15 protein-coding genes are annotated in these 17,797 nt (G+C 67.7%); 6 read left to right on the forward strand and 9 right to left on the reverse strand.

Annotated features, from left to right (window positions below; genetic code table 11):
* Positions 1–7: 7 nt before the first annotated feature.
* A complete protein-coding gene (locus tag MNR01_RS00125) occupies positions 8–985 on the reverse strand; it encodes a hypothetical protein (protein WP_241918984.1) in 978 nt (325 codons plus the stop codon).
* Positions 986–1,247: 262 nt separating this feature from the next.
* Between MNR01_RS00125 and MNR01_RS00130 the strand changes: the two genes are divergently transcribed.
* The gene (locus tag MNR01_RS00130) at positions 1,248–1,790 is read left to right on the forward strand and encodes an NUDIX hydrolase (RefSeq protein ID WP_241920677.1); all 543 of its coding nucleotides are present in this window, start codon (positions 1,248–1,250) and stop codon (positions 1,788–1,790) included.
* Positions 1,791–1,849: 59 nt separating this feature from the next.
* On the opposite strand, the gene serA is transcribed toward MNR01_RS00130, so the two are convergent.
* The gene (gene serA, locus MNR01_RS00135; RefSeq protein ID WP_241918985.1) at positions 1,850–3,088 is read right to left on the reverse strand and encodes a phosphoglycerate dehydrogenase; all 1,239 of its coding nucleotides are present in this window, start codon (positions 3,086–3,088) and stop codon (positions 1,850–1,852) included.
* 154 nt (positions 3,089–3,242) lie between these two features.
* Here serA and MNR01_RS00140 point away from each other — a divergent pair, with 154 nt between their 5' ends.
* From MNR01_RS00140 to MNR01_RS00150, 3 genes are all read left to right on the forward strand, one after another.
* Positions 3,243–4,643, forward strand: coding sequence for an FAD-binding oxidoreductase (locus MNR01_RS00140; RefSeq protein ID WP_241918986.1), 1,401 nt, complete (start codon positions 3,243–3,245; stop codon positions 4,641–4,643).
* A gap of 138 nt (positions 4,644–4,781) precedes the next feature.
* The gene (locus MNR01_RS00145; RefSeq protein WP_241918987.1) at positions 4,782–5,084 is read left to right on the forward strand and encodes a DUF2388 domain-containing protein; all 303 of its coding nucleotides are present in this window, start codon (positions 4,782–4,784) and stop codon (positions 5,082–5,084) included.
* Positions 5,085–5,131: 47 nt separating this feature from the next.
* Entirely contained in the window at positions 5,132–6,949 is a 1,818-nt protein-coding gene (locus MNR01_RS00150; protein ID WP_241918988.1) for a DUF4105 domain-containing protein, read from the forward strand.
* A gap of 158 nt (positions 6,950–7,107) precedes the next feature.
* Here the strand turns inward: MNR01_RS00150 and yeiP are convergent, their stop codons facing one another.
* From yeiP to MNR01_RS00185, 7 genes are all read right to left on the reverse strand, one after another.
* Complete coding sequence (yeiP, locus tag MNR01_RS00155; protein WP_241918989.1) at positions 7,108–7,674, reverse strand: elongation factor P-like protein YeiP; 567 nt, start codon at positions 7,672–7,674, stop codon at positions 7,108–7,110.
* 65 nt (positions 7,675–7,739) lie between these two features.
* Positions 7,740–8,510 carry an SDR family NAD(P)-dependent oxidoreductase gene (locus MNR01_RS00160; protein WP_241918990.1) on the reverse strand — a complete coding sequence of 257 codons (771 nt, stop codon included), beginning with the start codon at positions 8,508–8,510 and terminating at the stop codon, positions 7,740–7,742.
* Positions 8,511–8,599: 89 nt separating this feature from the next.
* Entirely contained in the window at positions 8,600–11,179 is a 2,580-nt protein-coding gene (locus MNR01_RS00165) for an EAL domain-containing protein (RefSeq protein WP_241918991.1), read from the reverse strand.
* The gene (locus MNR01_RS00170) at positions 11,176–12,069 is read right to left on the reverse strand and encodes a hydroxymethylglutaryl-CoA lyase (RefSeq protein ID WP_241918992.1); all 894 of its coding nucleotides are present in this window, start codon (positions 12,067–12,069) and stop codon (positions 11,176–11,178) included. The genes MNR01_RS00165 and MNR01_RS00170 overlap by 4 nt, the downstream gene beginning before the upstream one ends.
* On the reverse strand, positions 12,066–14,126 hold the full coding sequence (locus MNR01_RS00175; protein WP_241918993.1) for an acetyl-CoA carboxylase biotin carboxylase subunit: 2,061 nt from the start codon (positions 14,124–14,126) through the stop codon (positions 12,066–12,068). The genes MNR01_RS00170 and MNR01_RS00175 overlap by 4 nt, the downstream gene beginning before the upstream one ends.
* A 103-nt stretch (positions 14,127–14,229) precedes the next feature.
* Complete coding sequence (locus tag MNR01_RS00180) at positions 14,230–14,616, reverse strand: endonuclease domain-containing protein (RefSeq protein WP_241918994.1); 387 nt, start codon at positions 14,614–14,616, stop codon at positions 14,230–14,232.
* Positions 14,617–14,691: 75 nt separating this feature from the next.
* A complete protein-coding gene (locus tag MNR01_RS00185) occupies positions 14,692–15,474 on the reverse strand; it encodes an enoyl-CoA hydratase-related protein (protein WP_241918995.1) in 783 nt (260 codons plus the stop codon).
* 144 nt (positions 15,475–15,618) lie between these two features.
* On the opposite strand from MNR01_RS00185, the gene MNR01_RS00190 reads away from it, so the two are divergent.
* Both MNR01_RS00190 and feoB read left to right on the forward strand, forming a co-directional pair.
* On the forward strand, positions 15,619–15,927 hold the full coding sequence (locus tag MNR01_RS00190) for a FeoA family protein (protein ID WP_241918996.1): 309 nt from the start codon (positions 15,619–15,621) through the stop codon (positions 15,925–15,927).
* On the forward strand, positions 15,924–17,795 hold the full coding sequence (gene feoB, locus MNR01_RS00195; RefSeq protein ID WP_241918997.1) for a ferrous iron transport protein B: 1,872 nt from the start codon (positions 15,924–15,926) through the stop codon (positions 17,793–17,795). Before MNR01_RS00190 ends, feoB begins: the two co-directional genes overlap by 4 nt.
* The last annotated feature ends 2 nt before the right edge of the window (positions 17,796–17,797 follow it).

The raw sequence follows: 17,797 nt of genomic DNA on the forward strand, positions 1-17,797 counted from the left end.
GACTTGCTCAGAACACCAGGTTCACTGCGACCTGGGGCGACACGATCGCCGCACTGTTGCGGCCGTCCAGCGACACCAGCGCGCCGAAGATCACGCCGGCGTTGTCGGACCAGTGGTACTCCGCCGCCGGAGCGACTGACAGGCGCCATGACGAGGGCAGGGTGACGTCGACCGCGCCCAGCTCGTCTTGACCGCGGACGCGGGTGGTGTCCTCGTACTCGTAGACCACGTCCGAAGCCAGCACCCAGTGACTGTTGATGCTGTACTCGGCACCGACATTGGCCACCATCCCGTCGCCCAGTTCGGCGTTGCCCTTGAAGCCGGCATGCGTGCCGTAGCTGCTCTGTCCATGCAGGCCCGCATCGGCGCCGGGCAGCCGCCAGGCGATGCCGGCGCGTCCACGCAGATTGCTGCGCGCGAGGAAGTACGCCTGGCTGTCGAGCGCCAGCGTGGTCGAATCCGTGCCACTGCCGGTGGGGCCGGGTACGCGCTGCAGTTCGAGCCGGTCATGCTGGCCGGTGCTGACGTTCTGGCGGGCCGATATGGTCAGCTTCGGCTGGTGCCTGCCAGTGCCGTGTGCGAGCAGCCAGGACGCCGACAGCCGGGTGTCGCCCGTCGCAAGATGGCGCTCCGAGCGCAGTCCCTGTGCGTAGGCGGCGTTGAGGGTAATGCCCAGCGTCAGCCTGTCGGTGGCTCCGTACTGGATGGGGACAGCGATCTGCCAGTCGTCCGCGGCGCGATCGATGTCGCGGCGGTGGCCATCGGTGTCGTAATGGGCCACCGTCTGTGTATTGATCAGATAGGGCTCGATGTTGAGCAGGCCCTTGGGCAGCGGGGGCGCGGAACTCACCAGCGGGCCGGTGAAGCGGACCTGCCCGGCGTCTTCCGGTGTCTGCGCCTGGGCCGCGGTGGTGGCGAGTGCCATCAGGGCGAACAGGATGGGCAGGATGGGCGCGGGCCGTTGCTGGCCATGACGGGGCTGCATTCGAACTGCGTGGTGTGCCTGGGGCTGCGACGTTGACTCTTCCATGATGGCTCCGGTGTCCGTTGATGCGGAGCCTGTCGATCGCTGCCCGATCACGGAATAAGAAAAGCCTCAAATCACTGGTGGAAAAATTCTCGAATCACGCCAGATTCCGCGTTCAAGAACTGCGGCAAGCCGCCTCAGTGGCGACTAAAATGGCTGCTTTCCTTATCCGGGCAGATCCTTGAACAACGAACGCACCGCCAGCGAGCACGAGAACTCAATGGATTCGCTGCGCACGGCACTGGCTGCGTATGCCCGGCAATGGCCGCAGGAGGCTGAAAGCGCACAGGACTTCGCCGGATTCCTCGCCTCGGCCGACACCGTGTTCGAAAGGATCCACCTGGTCGGGCACTTCACCGCCTCGTCGTGGCTGGTCGACCGCAGCGGGACCCGCGTCCTGCTCACGCACCACCGCAAGCTCGAGCGCTGGCTGCAGCTGGGCGGCCACGCCGACGGCGACCGCGACCTGGCTCGCGTGGCGCTGCGGGAAGCGGAGGAGGAATCGGGACTGACCGGCCTGGATGTGGAGCCGGAGATGTTCGACCTCGACCGCCACTGGATCCCCGAGCGGCGCGACGTGCCGGGCCATTGGCATTACGACGTGCGCTATGTCGTGCACGCCCGCCAGTCCGAGGACTACATCGTCAGCGACGAATCCCACGACCTGGCGTGGCGCCCGATCGACGAGATCCTCGCCCACCCGGGCAGCGACGAGTCGATGCGCCGCATGGCGCTCAAGTGGCAGGCGCGCACGGCTCGCTGATCCTTCGGCACGGCACTGCCCCGGACGCAGGAGCCAGGCGGCTCCTGCGCATTCGCGGCTCAATACAGGATGCGCACCCGCAGCGTTCCCGGAATGCGTGCCAGCTCGTCGCGGACCAGCGCCGCCTGGGCCTGCGTCGCGGTGACATCGATCACCACGTAGCCGACCTTGGGATGCGTGCGCAGGAACTGGCCGTCGATGTTGACGCCCAGCCGCGAGAACACGTCGTTGACCTGCGACAGCACGCCCGGCACGTTGCGGTGGATATGCAGCAGTCGCAGGCTGCCGGTGTGTTCGGGCAGGGTCACTTCCGGGAAATTGACCGCCGACAGGGTCGAACCGTTGTCGCTGTAGCGGATCAGCTTGGCCGCCACTTCCAGGCCGATGTTGTCCTGGGCTTCGAGCGTGCTGCCGCCGATGTGCGGGGTCAGGATGACGTTGTCGAGGCCGACCAGCGGCGACACGAACGCATCGGCATTGCCCTGCGGCTCGACCGGAAACACGTCGACCGCGGCGCCGCCGACCTTGCCCGAGGCCAGGCCCGCGGCAAGCGCATCGATGTCGACCACGGTGCCGCGCGAGGCGTTGATCAGGTGCGCGCCCTTCTTCATGCGCTCGACCTGCGCGGCGCCGAACATGCCCTGCGTCGCGGCTGTCTCCGGCACGTGCAGGGTGACGATGTCGCTGCGCGCCAGCAGATCGTCGAGGCCGGCCGCGGCACGGGCATTGCCCAGCGACAGCTTGGTTTCGATGTCGTGGAAGATCACCTGCATGCCCAGTGCTTCGGCGATCACGCCGACCTGGGTGCCGATGTGGCCGTAACCGACGATGCCCAGGGTCTTGCCGCGCACCTCGTGGCTGCCGGCGGCCGACTTCGACCAGCCGCCGCGGTGGCATTGCGCGTTCTTCTGCGGGATGCCGCGCATCAGCATGATCGCCTCGGCCACGACCAGCTCGGCGACGCTGCGGGTATTGGAGTAGGGCGCATTGAAGACCGGGATGCCGGCCAGTTCGGCGCTGTCGAGGTCGACCTGGTTGGTGCCGATGCAGAAGCAGCCGATCGCGATCAGGCGGCGTGCGTGCGAAAGCACGTCGGCGTCCAGGTGCGTGCGCGAGCGGATGCCGATGATGTGCGCGGCGGCGATTTCCTGGCGCAGCAGTTCCGGCGGCAGCGATTTGTCGTACGTCTGGATCTGCGAGTAGCCGGCGTTGCGGAAACTCTCCACCGCGGTCGGGGAGACCCCTTCCAGCAGCAGCACACGGATGTCGGACTTCGGGTACGAGGTCTGCAGGCTCACGACGGGTCGGGGTGTGGTGTGGGCGTTTGACTATGTCAGAAATCGCCCCTGTTTGCTGCGCTGCATCACTGGCGCCGGAATGCCGCTGCTGGCACGCTACCAGCTCCTCCCCGGCACGCAGGGGAGGCGCACACTTCAACCGACTGGCCCCCTGATGACCGACTCGCTGATGACCGCCTCGCTAAAGCGCCTCGCCACCCGGGCCCCCGGCCTGCGCCTGAGCACCGAGCCGGGTGACCTGGAGCACTACGGTCGCGACTGGACCCGGCGCTGGACCCCGGCGCCGCTGGCGGTGGCGTTGCCGTCGTCGGTCGAAGAGGTGCAGATGATCCTGCTGTGGGCCAACGAGGAGCGCATTGCGGTGGTGCCTTCCGGCGGTCGCACCGGTCTGTCGGGCGGCGCGGTCGCGGCCAATGGCGAGCTGGTGCTGAGCCTGGAACGGATGAACCGCGTGCTCGACTTCAATGCCGTCGACCGCACCCTGACCGTGCAGGCCGGCATTCCCCTGGAGGCCGTGCACAACGCCGCCCGCGAACACGGCCTGGCCTACCCGGTGGACTTCGGCGCGCGCGGTTCGTGCTCGATCGGCGGCAACGTCGCCACCAACGCCGGCGGCATCCGCGTGATCCGTTACGGCAACACCCGCGAATGGATCGCCGGGCTGGCCGTGGTGACGGGCAAGGGCGACCTGCTCGAGCTCAATCGCGCGCTGATCAAGAACTCGAGCGGCTACGACCTGCGCCAGTTGATGATCGGCTCGGAAGGAACGCTCGGCATCGTCGTCGAGGCGACCTTGCGATTGACCGATCCGCCGCCGCCGACGAACGTCATGCTGCTGGCGTTGCCGTCGTTCGAAATGCTGATGAAGGTGTTCGCTGCATTCCGCGAACGGCTGGCACTGGAGGCGTTCGAATTCTTCACCGATCGCGCGCTGCACCACGTGCTCGCGCATGGCGGGCAGAAGCCGTTCGACGAAGTGCATCCGTTCTACGTGATCACCGAGTTCGCCGTCGGCGACGAGCAGCGCGAGGCGGCGGCCATGGCCGCATTCGAGTACTGCCTGGAACAGGGGCTGGTCAGCGATGGCGTGATCAGCCAGAGCGACGCCCAGGCGACGCAGTTGTGGCGCCTGCGCGAGGGCATTACCGAAAGCCTGGCGCGCTGGCGGCCGTACAAGAACGACGTCTCCGTGCGGATCTCGGCGATGCCCGATTTCCTCGCCCAGACACAGGCGTTGCTGGGGCGTGAGTACCCGCAGTTCGATGTGGTCTGGTTCGGCCATATCGGCGACGGCAACCTGCACATCAACGTGCTCAAGCCCGAGGGCATGGCAGACGATGAGTTCGTCGGCCATTGCGAGCAGGTCACCAAGCTGCTGGCGCAATCGCTGGAGCGCCATGGCGGCAGCATCTCCGCCGAGCACGGCATCGGCCTGGTCAAGAAGCCCTACCTGCTGGGCACGCGCAGCGAAGCCGAAGTGGAGGTCATGCGCGGTATTCGCAGGGTGCTGGACCCCAACGGTGTGCTCAATCCGGGCAAGTTGTTCGACCCATGACCGCTGACGGCGGGTCGGCTGCCCGCCGATCGTGAATATCCGTTATCGCGGCGCGAACGGGCTGTGCTTCAAACGGAGTAACACCCGGTAATCTTTGCCGGTCCCTGATCCGTGATCGCTGATCCCCTGGAGCCGTCGATGAAATCCCCCGCCGTCCTGCTTTCCATTGCGCTGCTCGGTGCGACGCCGGCCGCGTTTGCCTCCAGCTTTGCTGGCACCTCCGCCGGCGGAAGTTCGGCGTCCAGCGCCAGTTCGGATTCCTCGTCGGGCAACGACAAGGTGGTGCTGGCCGCACGCGACGACGCCGCCAGCTTCGTCGCCAGCGACGGCGCGATCCGTGGCGCCCAGCTCGAGGCGGCGCTGCGCCATCTGCGCGAGAACGTGCCGCAGGCACGCCAGGCCAGCGACATCGAACTGGCAAAGGCCATCCTCGCGCTGTGAACGCCGGCTGCGGCCGGGGCCAGCTCGTCCGGAACAAGTTCGTCCGGATGGCGGCCTGGCCCCTGCTGATGCTGGCGCTGTGGGTCGGGCAGGCCCAGGCCGCGCTGCGGGTGCAGCTCGACGAACGTGACCTTGGCGCGTCCGACGTCGCCGCCACCCGCCATCTGATCGAGCAGGCGCGCATGCACCTGCCCGATGCCATGCAGGCAGCGCTCGAATCGCCGATCCGGCTGCACTGGAGCGAAACCCTCGACGCCGGAGTCAGCGGGCACGCGGGTCGCAATGAAATCCTGCTCGACCGCACCGTGCTGACGGCAATGGCAGCGGGCGACGCCGGTGCGCAGCAACGCGCGCTGGCGACGCTGCTGCACGAGCTCGCGCATCTGTACGACCGCGTCGCGCCCGGCGGATCGATGTCGCGCGATCCGCGCCTGCTCGACCTGGCCGGCTGGCAGGTCCGCGCGACTCGTACCGGCACGCGCCTGGCCGGCCGGCGCGAGAACCGCTTCGTCGACCGCAGCCCGGACCGCTACGAGCTGAGCAAGCCTGTCGAGTTCGTCGCGGTCAACCTCGAGTACTTCCTGCTCGATGGCAGCTATGCCTGCCGTCGTCCCGCGCTGCATCGATACTTCTCGGCGCGGCTCGGGCCACCGCCGGCGGCGATGGGCGAGGGCGCCGAGCGGTGTGCACGCGACTTCGTCTATGTCGATGCCGGCGACGGCGGAGCGCAGGCGCTGGCTGCGCTGGATCCGCAGCGCGTCTACGCGGTCGACTATCTCCTGGCCGACAGCAACGACCAGGTGATGAGCCGCTGGGGGCACAGCATGTTGCGACTGGTGGTGTGCGCTCCCGGGCGCGCACCGGGGCCGGATTGCCGCCTCGACCTGTCGTACCACCTGGTGCTGTCGTTCCGCGCGTTCGTCGGCGACGTCCAGCTGTCGAGCTGGCGCGGCCTGACCGGCCGCTATCCCTCGCGCCTGTTCGTGCTGCCGCTGACCCAGGTCGTCGACGAATACACCAAGGTCGAGCTGCGCGGCCTGCGCTCGACGCCGCTGCGGCTTGCGCCTGAGGAGATCGCCGGCCTGCTGGAGCGGGCGGCGCAGCTGCACTGGAGCTACGACGGCCGCTATTACTTCCTCAGCAACAACTGCGCGGTGGAAACCTACAAGCTGCTGCACGACGGCGTGCCGCGCCTGGCCACGGCCGATCTCGGCAGCATCACGCCGACCGGCGTGCTGCATCGACTGGAGCGCGCCGGCATTGCCGACCCCGGCGTGTTCGACGATCCGGCCGAAGCATTGCGCCTGGGCTACCGCTTCGAGTCGTTGCGCCCGCACTTCCAGCAGCTGTTCGAAGTAGCGCGCCTGCAGCTGGAGCTGCCACAGACGCGCGTTGAAGACTGGATGTCGCTCGATCCCGCACAGCGCCGGCCGTGGATCGTGCACACCGATCTTCGCAGCGGTGCTGCGTTGCTGTTGCTTGAACAGGCGGCCCAGCGCCGGCAGCGATTGCAGGTGCAGGAAGCGCTGAAGCGCAAGTACCTTGGCTCGAACGCTCGACCGGCGGAAGTGGCCGTACTGCAGCGCCTGCTGCAGGAGGGCGCCTACCTTGGTCGTCCGGCGCAGTTGCTCGAAGGAACCGGTTATGGCCTGCCGCAGGCGCAGGAGCGTGCGGAGCTTGCCATTGAGAGTGAGCAGCGCCGTGCGCAGTTGAGGCAGTTGCGGGTAGACGTGGAAACGGGCGCGCGCGAATTGATGGCGCCGACGCAGCGGCAATTGCTCGATGGCATCGCGGCCAACAGCGATCTGCTGGGGCAGCGCCTGCGCGCCCTGCACGCGGCCGAGGGCGGCATGCGTTTGCCTTGATGCGCTGATGCTCCCGGGTGCGCTGCGCTTACCCGGGCTACCCACCAAACGTAGCCCGGGTAAGGCCAACGGTCGCACCCGGGGCCCGTCACGCCACCCGGAAGAAGCGTAGCCCGGGTAAGGCCAACGGCCGCACCCGGGACCCGTCACGCCACCCGTCAGTCCGCGCGACCGGCAAATTCGCCCGTGGTGGTGTTGACCAGCACCCGCTCGCCGTTGCCGATGTACTCCGGAACCATGATCTCGATGCCGGTCGACAGCTTGGCCGGCTTCGGACGCTTGGTCGCGGTGCCGCCCTTGAGTTCCGGCGGCGTCTCGATCACTTCGATCGCCACGCTCTGCGGCAGCTGCAGCGCCACCGGTGCGTCGTCGATGATCTGCACGTAGCAGCCGCTGAGGTCGGCCACGATGTAGCCGGCCAGGTCGCCGACGACATCCGCGTCGAGCGTGTACGGCGTGTAGTCCTCGTCGTCCAGGAACACGAACGCCTCGCCGTCCTTGTACGAAAACGTCGCCTGGCGACGGCTGAGCTCGACTTCCTTCACTTCATCGTCGCCGCCCATGCTGACATCGAGCTTGGTGCCGCCCGGCACGCTGTACATGGTGAAGCGGAACTTGACGTTGCCGCCGCGACCCTGCGGAGAGCTGCGCTCGATGTCGCGGATCTGGTAGACCGCGTTGTTGTACTCGACAACGTTACCCTTCTTTACGTCGTAGGCTTTCATGCTGGACCTTTGCTGTGTCTTTCAGGCGCGGCGGGCCATCCGCCGGGCGCCGGTGTCTTGGGGATTTACTTCGGCGCCAGGCGCGTTGCACCGTCGAGGCGGATGGTTTCGCCGTTGAGGTAGGTGTTGCGCAGGATGTAGGCCACCAGGTCGGCGAACTCTTCCGGCTTGCCCAGGCGCGACGGGAACGGAATGGACGCGGCCAGCGACTGCTGCACCGAGTCGGGCATGCCGTCGACCATCGGCGTCCAGAAGATACCCGGGGCGACGGTCATCACGCGGATGCCGAAGCGCGACAACTCACGCGCCATCGGCAGGGTCATGCCGACCACGCCACCCTTCGATGCCGAATACGCGGCCTGGCCGATCTGGCCTTCATAGGCAGCCACCGACGCGGTGTTGACGATCACGCCGCGCTCGCCGTCGATGCCGGCTTCGTTGTGCTGCATCAGTGCGGCGGCGGCCTTGGCGACGTTGAAGCTGCCGACCAGGTTGACCATCACCGTGCCCTGGAACTGCGCCAGCGGCATCGCGCCTTCCTTGCCCAGCACGCGACCGGCGCCGAGGATGCCGGCGCAGTTGATGGTGGCGTTGAGGCCGCCGAGGAATTCATTGGCGGTGGCGACATTGGCGGCGACGTCGGCTTCGCTGGTGACGTCGGTCTTGAAGTAGCGGGCCTTTTCGGCGCCCAGCGCGGACACGGCGGCAGCGCCCTTGTCGTCGTTGACATCGAACAGGGCGACCTTGGCGCCATGGGCGACCAGGTGCTGGGCGACGGCAAGGCCGAGGCCGGAAACGCCGCCGGTGACGATGGCGCGGACAGTATCGAGTTGCATGGGCTGGTCCAGGAACGCGGAAAGGCGGGATTTTACCGGACTTGTGGGGGAGGGTGCCCCGAAGGGGAGGGAGAGGGCGCTCCTCGCCGCTAGCCCTTCCCCATCGACGCCGTCCGATACACCAGCCTCAGTTCATCGGGCATCAACCCCGGCGCGAACAGGAAGCCCTGGCCGATGGTGACCCCGAGCTTCAGCAGGAACTCGCGGTGCTGTTCGGTCTCCACGCCCTCGGCGACCAGTCCCAGGCCCAGGCTGCGGGCTATGCCGGCCACGGCCTGGCAGACCGCGACGTCGGACTGGTTGTCCGGCACGCCCTGGACGAACAGCTGGCTCAGCTTGAGGCCATGAATGGGCAGTCGTCGCAGGTAGTTGAGGGCGCTGTAGCCCTCGCCGAAGTCGTCGATCGTCAGGATCACGCCCATGTCGCGCAGCGCCGCGAAGGTGCGCAAGGTATCGGGGGCGTCCTCGATCAGCACGCGCTCGGTGAACTCCAGCTCCAGCGCATCGCCGGGCAGGCCGTACTCCGACAGGGCGGCATTGACGCTGCTGGCCAGATCTTCGCCGAGGAATTGCCGGTACGAGACGTTCACCGCGACGCGCGGCACCGCCAGTCCGCCTTCCTGCCATTCGCGCAGCTGCCGGCAGGCTTCCTGCAGGACCCAGTCGCCGATGCCGACGATGTCGCCGGTGGTTTCGGCGTGGTCGATGAAACGGTCCGGCCGGATCTCGCCGAGCGAATGATTGCGCCAGCGGATCAACGCCTCCGCCGCGACCATCTCGCCGGTGGTGAGGTCGACCTGTGGCTGGTAGACGAGGTGGAACTCCTCGTTGTTGACCGCGCGCCGCAGGTGGGTTTCCAGCTGCAGGCGGTGCAGCTGCTGCTCGGCGAGTTCCGGCGTGAAGGCCTGCCAGCCGTTGCGGCCACGGCGCTTGCTGTCGTACATCGCCACGTCGGCGCTCTGGATCAGCTGCTGCGAGCGCACGCCATCGAGCGGGGCCTGGGCGATGCCGATGCTGGCGGTGATGCTGAACTCCTCGCCGTCGAGGCGGAAGCTGTCGCCGAAGATCTCCAGGATCGCGTCGGCCAGGCGCTCGGGACGCGAGGGGTCGCTGCCGGTGTCGCAGATGACCAGGAACTCGTCGCCACCGAAGCGCGCGATCAATCCTTCGATGCCGATCGCGCGCTGGATGCGACGGCCGGCGGAAGCCAGCAGGCGATCGCCTGCAGCATGGCCAAGCACATCGTTGACGACCTTGAAGCGATCCAGGTCGACATAGAGCACGGCCAGTGTGTCGCGCAGCGGATCGTCGAGCCGCGCTTCCAGTTCGGCCAGCACCGCGTCGCGGTTGAGCAGGCCAGTGAGCGGATCGCTGCGTGCCTGCACGCGCAGGGTTTCCTCATCGTGCTTGCGCTCGGTGATGTCCTGCAGCGTGCCGGTCAGGCGCGAGTTGAGCGGGTCGGCGGCATCGGCCTCGCCGATCACGCGCAGCCAGAAGCCGCGTCCGTCGGCGCGGTTGCCCTGGACTTCCAGTTCGAGCTTGCGTCCGAACGAGATCGCCTGGCCCAGTGCGGCACGCAGGCGTTCGCGATCGTGCGGGCGCAGGCAGGCGAGCATGCCTTCGATGGTGACGGGGGCCGGGCGATGGCCAAGGATCCGCTGCGCTTCGTCGGTCAGGTAAAGACGGTCCGGGCCGACTTCCCATTCCCATCCCCCGATGTGCGCCATCGCCTGGGCGCGGTCGAACAGGGTGCTGTCGCGCTTGAGCGTGGTGATGTCGGAGAACAGCGACAGCACCTGGTGTGGCTTGTCGCCACCGGGTGGGAACTGCGGCACGGCGGTGACCGTCAGCCACATCAGCTGCTGCTTTGCGCGATGGAACAGGCCGAGCACGGTGCTCTCGCTGATCCGCCCGGTCTTCAGTGCGCGGTGCGAGGGATACAGGTCGGGGGGCAACTGGCGGCCGCGCTCGTCGACCACCATCCAGTTGTCCTCGCGCAATGCATCGTTGACCGCTTCGCCTTCGCCGACGCCGAGGATCTTCATCGCCGCGACGTTGGTGAAGACGATCTGCAGGTCGGCGTCCTGGATCAGGATGCCGCGATCCATCGCTTCCATGAGCTCGCGATAGCGCAGTTGCCCGGTCAGCCGGCTGCTGAGGTCGCGCGCCACCGCCACCATTGCCTTGCGGCCGTCGTATTCCAGTGGCCCGGTGTGGACCTCCACCGGAAAGCGCGTGCCGTCGCTGCGCATGTTGGTGACCTCGACCATGTAGCTGCCGCCACGGTTGAGCGTCTCCAGCACGGGGGCCATGTGGTCCTTTGGCAGGTCGGGGTTGATCGTTTCGATCGGCTGGCCGACCAGTTCCTCGCGTGGCCGTCGATACGATTCGAAACCGGCGCGATTGAGATCGAGCACAGTGCCGTCATAGGCGATGATGCTGACCGGATCAGGCAAGGCGTCGAACAGCGCGCGATAGCGCTGCCTTTCGGCATCGGCTTCGGCGGAGGCTTCAAGCAGCGCCTGGCGCGCCTGTTGCAGCAGTGTCCTGGTGGCTTCGGGTAGATCGCGGTCGCGGTTGAGCGCGTCGTCGATGGCTGCCAGCGTGGCCGCCGCATCGGCCGTTGCCGGCGATGTCGAGGGCCTGGCCGCTGGCGCCTTGGACGTCATGAGGCCGCGAGTGCCTTGCCGACCCGGCTGCCTGTCTCGCGTCCGAGCAGGGCGGCGAGCCAGCGGCCGGTTTCGGCCAGCGCCGGCAGGTCCACGCCGGTCTCGATGCCCAGGCCGTGCAGCATGTAGACGACATCCTCGGTCGCGACGTTGCCGCTGGCGCCCTTCGCATAAGGGCAGCCGCCGGTTCCGGACACGGCCGAATCGACCACCGCCACGCCTTCCTCGAGGCAGGCGAGGATGTTGGCCAACGCCTGGCCGTAGGTGTCGTGGAAGTGCACGGCCAGCGCGCCAATGGGCACTTCCTGCGCCACCGCCAGCAGCATCGCCCGCGCCTTGCCGGGCGTACCGATGCCGATCGTGTCGCCCAGCGAGACTTCGTAACAGCCCATCTCATGCAGCGCCCGCGCCACGCGCACCACGTCGGCCAGCGGAACTTCGCCCTGATAGGGGCAGCCGAGCACGGTGGAGACGTAACCGCGCACGGCAACACCATCGGCACGCGCACGTTCCATCACAGGGAGGAAGCGCTGCAGCGATTCATCGATGCCGGCGTTGATGTTGCGGCGATTGAATTCCTCGGAGGCGGCCGTGAACACGGCGATCTCGTCGACGCCGGCGCTGCGCGCACGGGCGTAGCCCTGTTCGTTCGGCACCAGCACCAGATAGCGCACGCCGGGGCGGCGATGGATGCCGGCCAGCACCTCGGCCGCGTCGGCCAGCTGCGGCACCCACTTGGGGCTGACGAAGCTGGTGGCTTCGATACTGCGCAGCCCCGTCGCCGAGAGCCGATCGATCAGTTCGATCTTGTCGGCGGTGGCGACATTGGTTTTCTCGTTCTGCAGGCCGTCGCGCGGCCCGACTTCAACGATGCGGACCGAGCGCTTCATGACGCCAGCGCCACCAGCACGGCGTCGGCCTCGACGAAGTCGCCGGCGGCCGCACGCACTTCGGCGACGGTGCCGGCGCGTGGCGCCTTCAGGCTCAACTCCATCTTCATCGCCTCGATCACCATCAGCTCCTGTCCGGCTTCGACCTCGTCGCCAGGTGCGGCCTTGACCAGCACCACCCGGCCGGGCATCGGCGCGAGCAACTGGTTGCCGGCGCCCACGCCACTGCTGCGTTCCGGACGATACATCGGCACCGCCTGAAGGCGGAGTCGACGTCCGCCGTCATGGACGACGATCCGCTGTCCGCCACCGTCCCGCGGCATGTCCGTGGAGGCCGCATCCATAGCCAACGTAAAGCGGCGGCCGCGTCCGTCAATGCGCAGGCTGAGGGCGTCGCCGGCCTCGCTGCGGGCGCCTTCGACGGTATGAATCCGGTCGGCGTGCTCGATCCGGTAGCTGCCATTGCTGCCCTGGGCATGCAGCTCCAGGCGTTGCTCGCCCTGCAGGAAGGCCAGGCTGCGGCGGCTGCCGTGGCCCAGGCGCCAGCCGTCGGCGATCGCCCATGGCGAGGACGGGTCGGCGGAGACGCCGGCGCGCTCCAGGCTGCTGCGCTCCTGGGCCAGCAGCTGCGCGGTGGCGGCGGCCAGCAGCAGGTCCTGGTCGGCGCCGTCGCTGGCTGCCTGGGTGCCTGCCTGGCTGCCGGCCTGCACGAATTCGTCCAGGTGGCGGTCGAGGTAGCCGGTGTCGATGCGGCCTTCGACGACGACCGGGTGGCGCACCAGTCGTTCGAGGAACTCGATGTTGGACTTCGGCCCGGCGATGTCGCACTTGGCCAGCGCGGCCCGCAGGCGGGCGAGGGCGGCCGGACGGTCGGTGTCGTAAACGATGAGCTTGGCGATCATCGGGTCGTAGAAGATCGTGACGGTGTCGCCCTCGATCACGCCCGAGTCGATGCGCACATGGTCATCGGCCGCGGGCAGTCGCAGGCGTTCGAGGCGACCGGAGCCGGGCAAAAAACCGGCGTCGGGATCTTCGGCGTACAGGCGCACTTCGATGGCGTGGCCGCGCTGGGCGATCTGGTCCTGCGCCAGTGGCAGTGCATCGCCGGCAGCGACGCGCAGTTGCCATTCGACCAGGTCCAGTCCGGTGACGAACTCGGTGACCGGATGCTCGACCTGCAGGCGGGTATTGATCTCCATGAAATAGAAATCGCCGTCCTGGCCGACGATGAACTCGACGGTGCCGGCGTTGACGTAGTCGATCGCGCGCGCGGCCAGCACCGCGGCCGCGCCCATGGCTTCGCGCAACTGCGGCGAGAGGAACGGCGAGGGCGATTCTTCCAGCACCTTCTGGTAGCGGCGCTGCGCCGAGCATTCGCGCTCGTTGAGGTGGATGGCGTGGCCGTGGCTGTCGCCGAAGACCTGGATCTCGATATGGCGCGGGCGCTCGACGTAGCGCTCCAGCAGCACGCGATCGCGACCGAACGCGTTGCGCGCCTCGCGCTGGCAGCTTTCGAGGTTGGCGGCAAACTCCGCGCTGTTGCGGACGATGCGCATACCCTTGCCGCCGCCGCCGTGCGCGGCCTTGATCATCAGCGGGTATCCGATCGCATCGGCCTCGCGCTGGAGCAGCTCGGGCGACTGGTCTTCGCCGGTATAGCCGGGAACGACGGGAACACCGGCCGCCTGCATCAGTTCCTTGGCGCCGGCCTTGCTGCCCATCTTGCGCATCGACGCCGCGCGCGGGCCGATGAAGGCGAGCCCGGCGGCTTCAACCGCGTCGGCGAAGTCGGCGTTTTCGCTGAGGAAGCCGTAGCCGGGATGGATCGCCTGCGCGCCCGACTTCAGCGCGACTTCGAGGATCGCATCACCGCGCAGATAGCTCTCGGCCGGACGCGGCCCGCCAATGGGCCACGCTTCATCGGCCAGGCGCACATGCTGCGCGTCCGCATCGGCCTGCGAGTACACCGCGACGGTGGCGATGCCGAGGCGACGACAGGTACGGATCACGCGGCAGGCAATCTCGCCACGGTTGGCAATCAGGATCTTGTCGAACATGTTCTTAGCCCTCCCCTTCAAGGGGAGGGTTGGGAGGGGATGGGTTGAGTCGCGTGTGCGTTTCGCCAATCACTTCAAACACTCCTGTTTTAAGCCCTCCCTTTCAGGGGAGGGTTGGGAGGGGATGGGTTTCCAGCCGCCGCAGCGCATCCAGAATCACCTCGACGAGCCCCTCGATATTCTCGAATACTTCGTTGTTCCAGAATCTCAGTACCACGAATCCCGCGCGTTCCAGCCGCTGTGTTCGGTCCAGGTCGTAGGCGGCCTGATCCGCGTGCTGGCCGCCGTCGAGTTCGATCACCAGCTTCCGCTCCAGGCAGGCGAAATCGAGTATGAAGCCGCCGAACGGATGCTGCCTCCTGAACTTGCAGCCCTGCAGTTGTCGATTCCTCAGATGTCGCCAGAGATGGCGCTCCGCATCCGTGGAGTCGTTTCGCAACTTGCGCGGACGTTGCTCGCGGGTGATCTTCTTGTTTGTTTGTCCTTTCATGGGGCTCCTCCTTGAGCCTTGCTTGATGGGCATCCAACCCATCCCCTCCCATCCCTCCCCTTGAAGGGGAGGGCTTTACAGCGCCCAGCGCGGCTTGCGCTTTTCCAGGAACGCGCCCAGGCCTTCCTGGCCTTCGCTCGATACTCGCAGACCGGCGATGAGCGCGGCATTGTCGGCGTCGAGGCGATCGCGGTCGCGTTCGCCGGTGACGCGGCGGACCAGGGTCTTGGCCGTGGCCGAGGCCACGGGGCCGGCCTTCAGCAGCAGGTCGACCTGTCGCTGCACCGCCTGGTCGAGCTCGCCGGCCGGGACGACCTGGTGGACCAGGCCGATCTGCAGGGCGACGTCGGCAGCAAAGATCTCGGCGGTGGCGAACCAGCGCCGCGCCTGGCGCGATCCGATGGCTTCGATCACGTAGGGGGAGATCACCGCCGGCAGCAGGCCCAGCTTGCTCTCGGTCAGGCCGAACTTGGCCTCGGGCGTCGCGATGGCGATGTCGCAGCAGGCCACCAGGCCGACGCCGCCGCCGAACGCGGCACCGTGCACGCGGGCGATGGTGGGCTTGGGCAACTCGTCGAGGGTGCGCATCAGGCGGGCGAGGGCGAGCGCATCGGCACGGTTTTCGGCTTCGCCGGCCGCGGCCATGCCGCGCATCCAGTTGAGGTCGGCCCCGGCCGAGAAAGAAGCGCCTTCACCCTCCAGCACGACCACCCGTACGCTGTCGTCGGACGCCACCGCTTCCAGCGCACCCGTCAGCGCGGCGATCACCATCGCGTCGAAGGCGTTGTGCAGGTCGGGTCGGTTCAGGCGCAGGCGGGCGACGGCCCCTTCGCGCACGTTCAGCAGGGGATGGGTCATCGGCCTGGGCTTGTTGGACTGTGGCGAATCATAGCCGGTGGCCCGCTGGACCCGTGCGTTCGCGGGCGGTGGTGTAGAATTGAGAACAATTCCCATTTGGCGCCTTGGCCCGTTTCTGTCTCCGGGCCGGCTTGCAGGTGAAACTTGAAGCTGTCCGAATTGCCACGCCGTACTGCCGCCACCGTCGATAGCGTCGAGGACCACTCGCCGAACGATTCGATCGCACGTCGCCTGCGCGAGCTCGGATTCGTCCACGGCGAACGCGTGGAGGTCATGGCGGCCGGTCCGGTCTCGGCCGAGCCGCTGCTGGTGCAGATCGGCTTCACCCGTTTCGCCCTGCGTCGCAGCGAAGCCGCGCGTGTGCGCGTGCAGGCTGAGGGCACGGGGACTGGAGGCACGCAGACTGGAGGCAAGCACATCAACGGCTTCGACCCGGAAGGAGACCCGGCATGAGTGCGGCCGAGGCCATACGCGTCGCCCTGGTCGGCAATCCGAACTGCGGCAAGACGGCACTGTTCAACCAGCTGACCGGTAGCCGGCAGAAAGTAGCCAATTACGCCGGCGTGACGGTCGAGCGCAAGGAAGGCCGCTTCCATGCGCCGTCCGGACGCCACTACGCCGTGCTCGACCTGCCCGGCGCCTACAGCCTGCACGCGGCCAGCCTCGACGAGGCGGTAACGCGCGACCTGTGCCGCGGCTTCTATCCGGGCGAGCCCGCGCCTGACGTGCTGGTGTGCGTGGTCGATGCGACCAACCTGCGCCTGCACCTGCGCTTCGCCCTGGAAGTGCGCGAGCTGGGCCGGCCGATGGTGGTGGCGGTCAACATGATGGATGCGGCCAAGCGTCGCGGCATCGACATCGACCTGGCCGTGCTCGAGCGCGAACTGGGCGTGCCGGTGGTGCCGACCGTGGCCGTGCGCAGCGGCGGCGCGCGCGAGCTGGTGGCAATGCTCGACAGCGTTGCCGACAAGCTGCACGAGCCGCGCGCGCACCTGCCGGCCAACCTGTCCGACAACGCCGATGCGCTGCACGCCGAGACCCGGCGCCTGCTCGAGCTGGCAGTGGCCATGCCGCGCCGCACCGCCGAGATCGACGACGCGCTCGACCGCTGGCTGCTGCACCCGGTGCTGGGCCTGCTGTCGCTGGCGGTGGTGATGTTCCTGATCTTCCAGGCGGTCTATGCCTGGGCGACGCCGCTGATGGACCTGATCGAACTGGGCACCGGCGCCTTCGGCGACATGGTCGGCGCGATGCTGCCCGACGGGCCGCTGCGCAGCCTGCTGGTCGACGGCATCATCGCTGGCCTGGGCAGCGTGATCGTGTTCCTGCCGCAGATCCTGATCCTGTTCGCCTTCATCCTCGCGCTGGAGGAGTCGGGCTACCTGCCGCGTGCAGCTTTCCTGCTCGACCGGATGATGGCCTCGGCGGGCCTGTCGGGCCGCTCGTTCATTCCCCTGCTGTCGAGCTTCGCCTGCGCCGTGCCCGGCATCATGGCCACGCGCTCCATCCAGGACCCGCGCGACCGTCTTGCGACGATCCTGGTGTCGCCGCTGATGACCTGCTCGGCGCGACTGCCGGTGTATGCGCTGCTGATCGGCGCCTTCATTCCGCAGAAGCAGGTGCTGGGTGTCCTCAACCAGCAGGGCCTGGTGCTGTTTGGCCTGTATGCGGCCGGCATCCTCAGCGCGCTGGCGGTGTCGTGGGTGATGAAGAAGTGGCGCCGCGACAAGAGCGAGCACGCGCTGCTGCTGGAGCTGCCGTCGTACCGCATCCCGCACCCGCGTGACCTGCTGATCGGCCTGTGGGAGCGCGCCTGGATCTTCCTGCGTCGCGTCGGCGGCATCATCCTGGCGCTGACCATCCTGTTGTGGTTCCTGCTGTCGTTCCCTGGCGCGCCCGCGGGCGCCACCGGTCCGGCCATCGACTACAGCTTCGCCGGCCGCATCGGCCACGCGATGACGGCGGTGTTCGCGCCGCTGGGGTTCAACTGGCAGATCTGCATCGCCCTGATCCCGGGCATGGCCGCGCGCGAAGTGGTGGTGTCGTCGCTTGCCACGGTCTATGCGCTGTCGGCCGCCAATGACGATGCCGCCACGCAGGCACTGACGCCTTTGATCAGCGACGGCTGGTCGCTGGCCACGGCGCTGTCGTTGCTGGTGTGGTTCATCTATGCGCCGCAGTGCATCTCGACGCTGGCCACGATCAAGCGCGAGACCAATTCGTGGAAGCAGGTGGCGATCAGCACCGGTTACCTGTTCGGCTTGGCCTACCTGGCCTCGATGCTGACCTACCAGATCGCCGTGGCGCTGGGGGCAGGGTGAGC

Origin of the sequence: Lysobacter sp. S4-A87 (assembly GCF_022637455.1) — a bacterium.
Classification (GTDB): domain Bacteria; phylum Pseudomonadota; class Gammaproteobacteria; order Xanthomonadales; family Xanthomonadaceae; genus Lysobacter_J.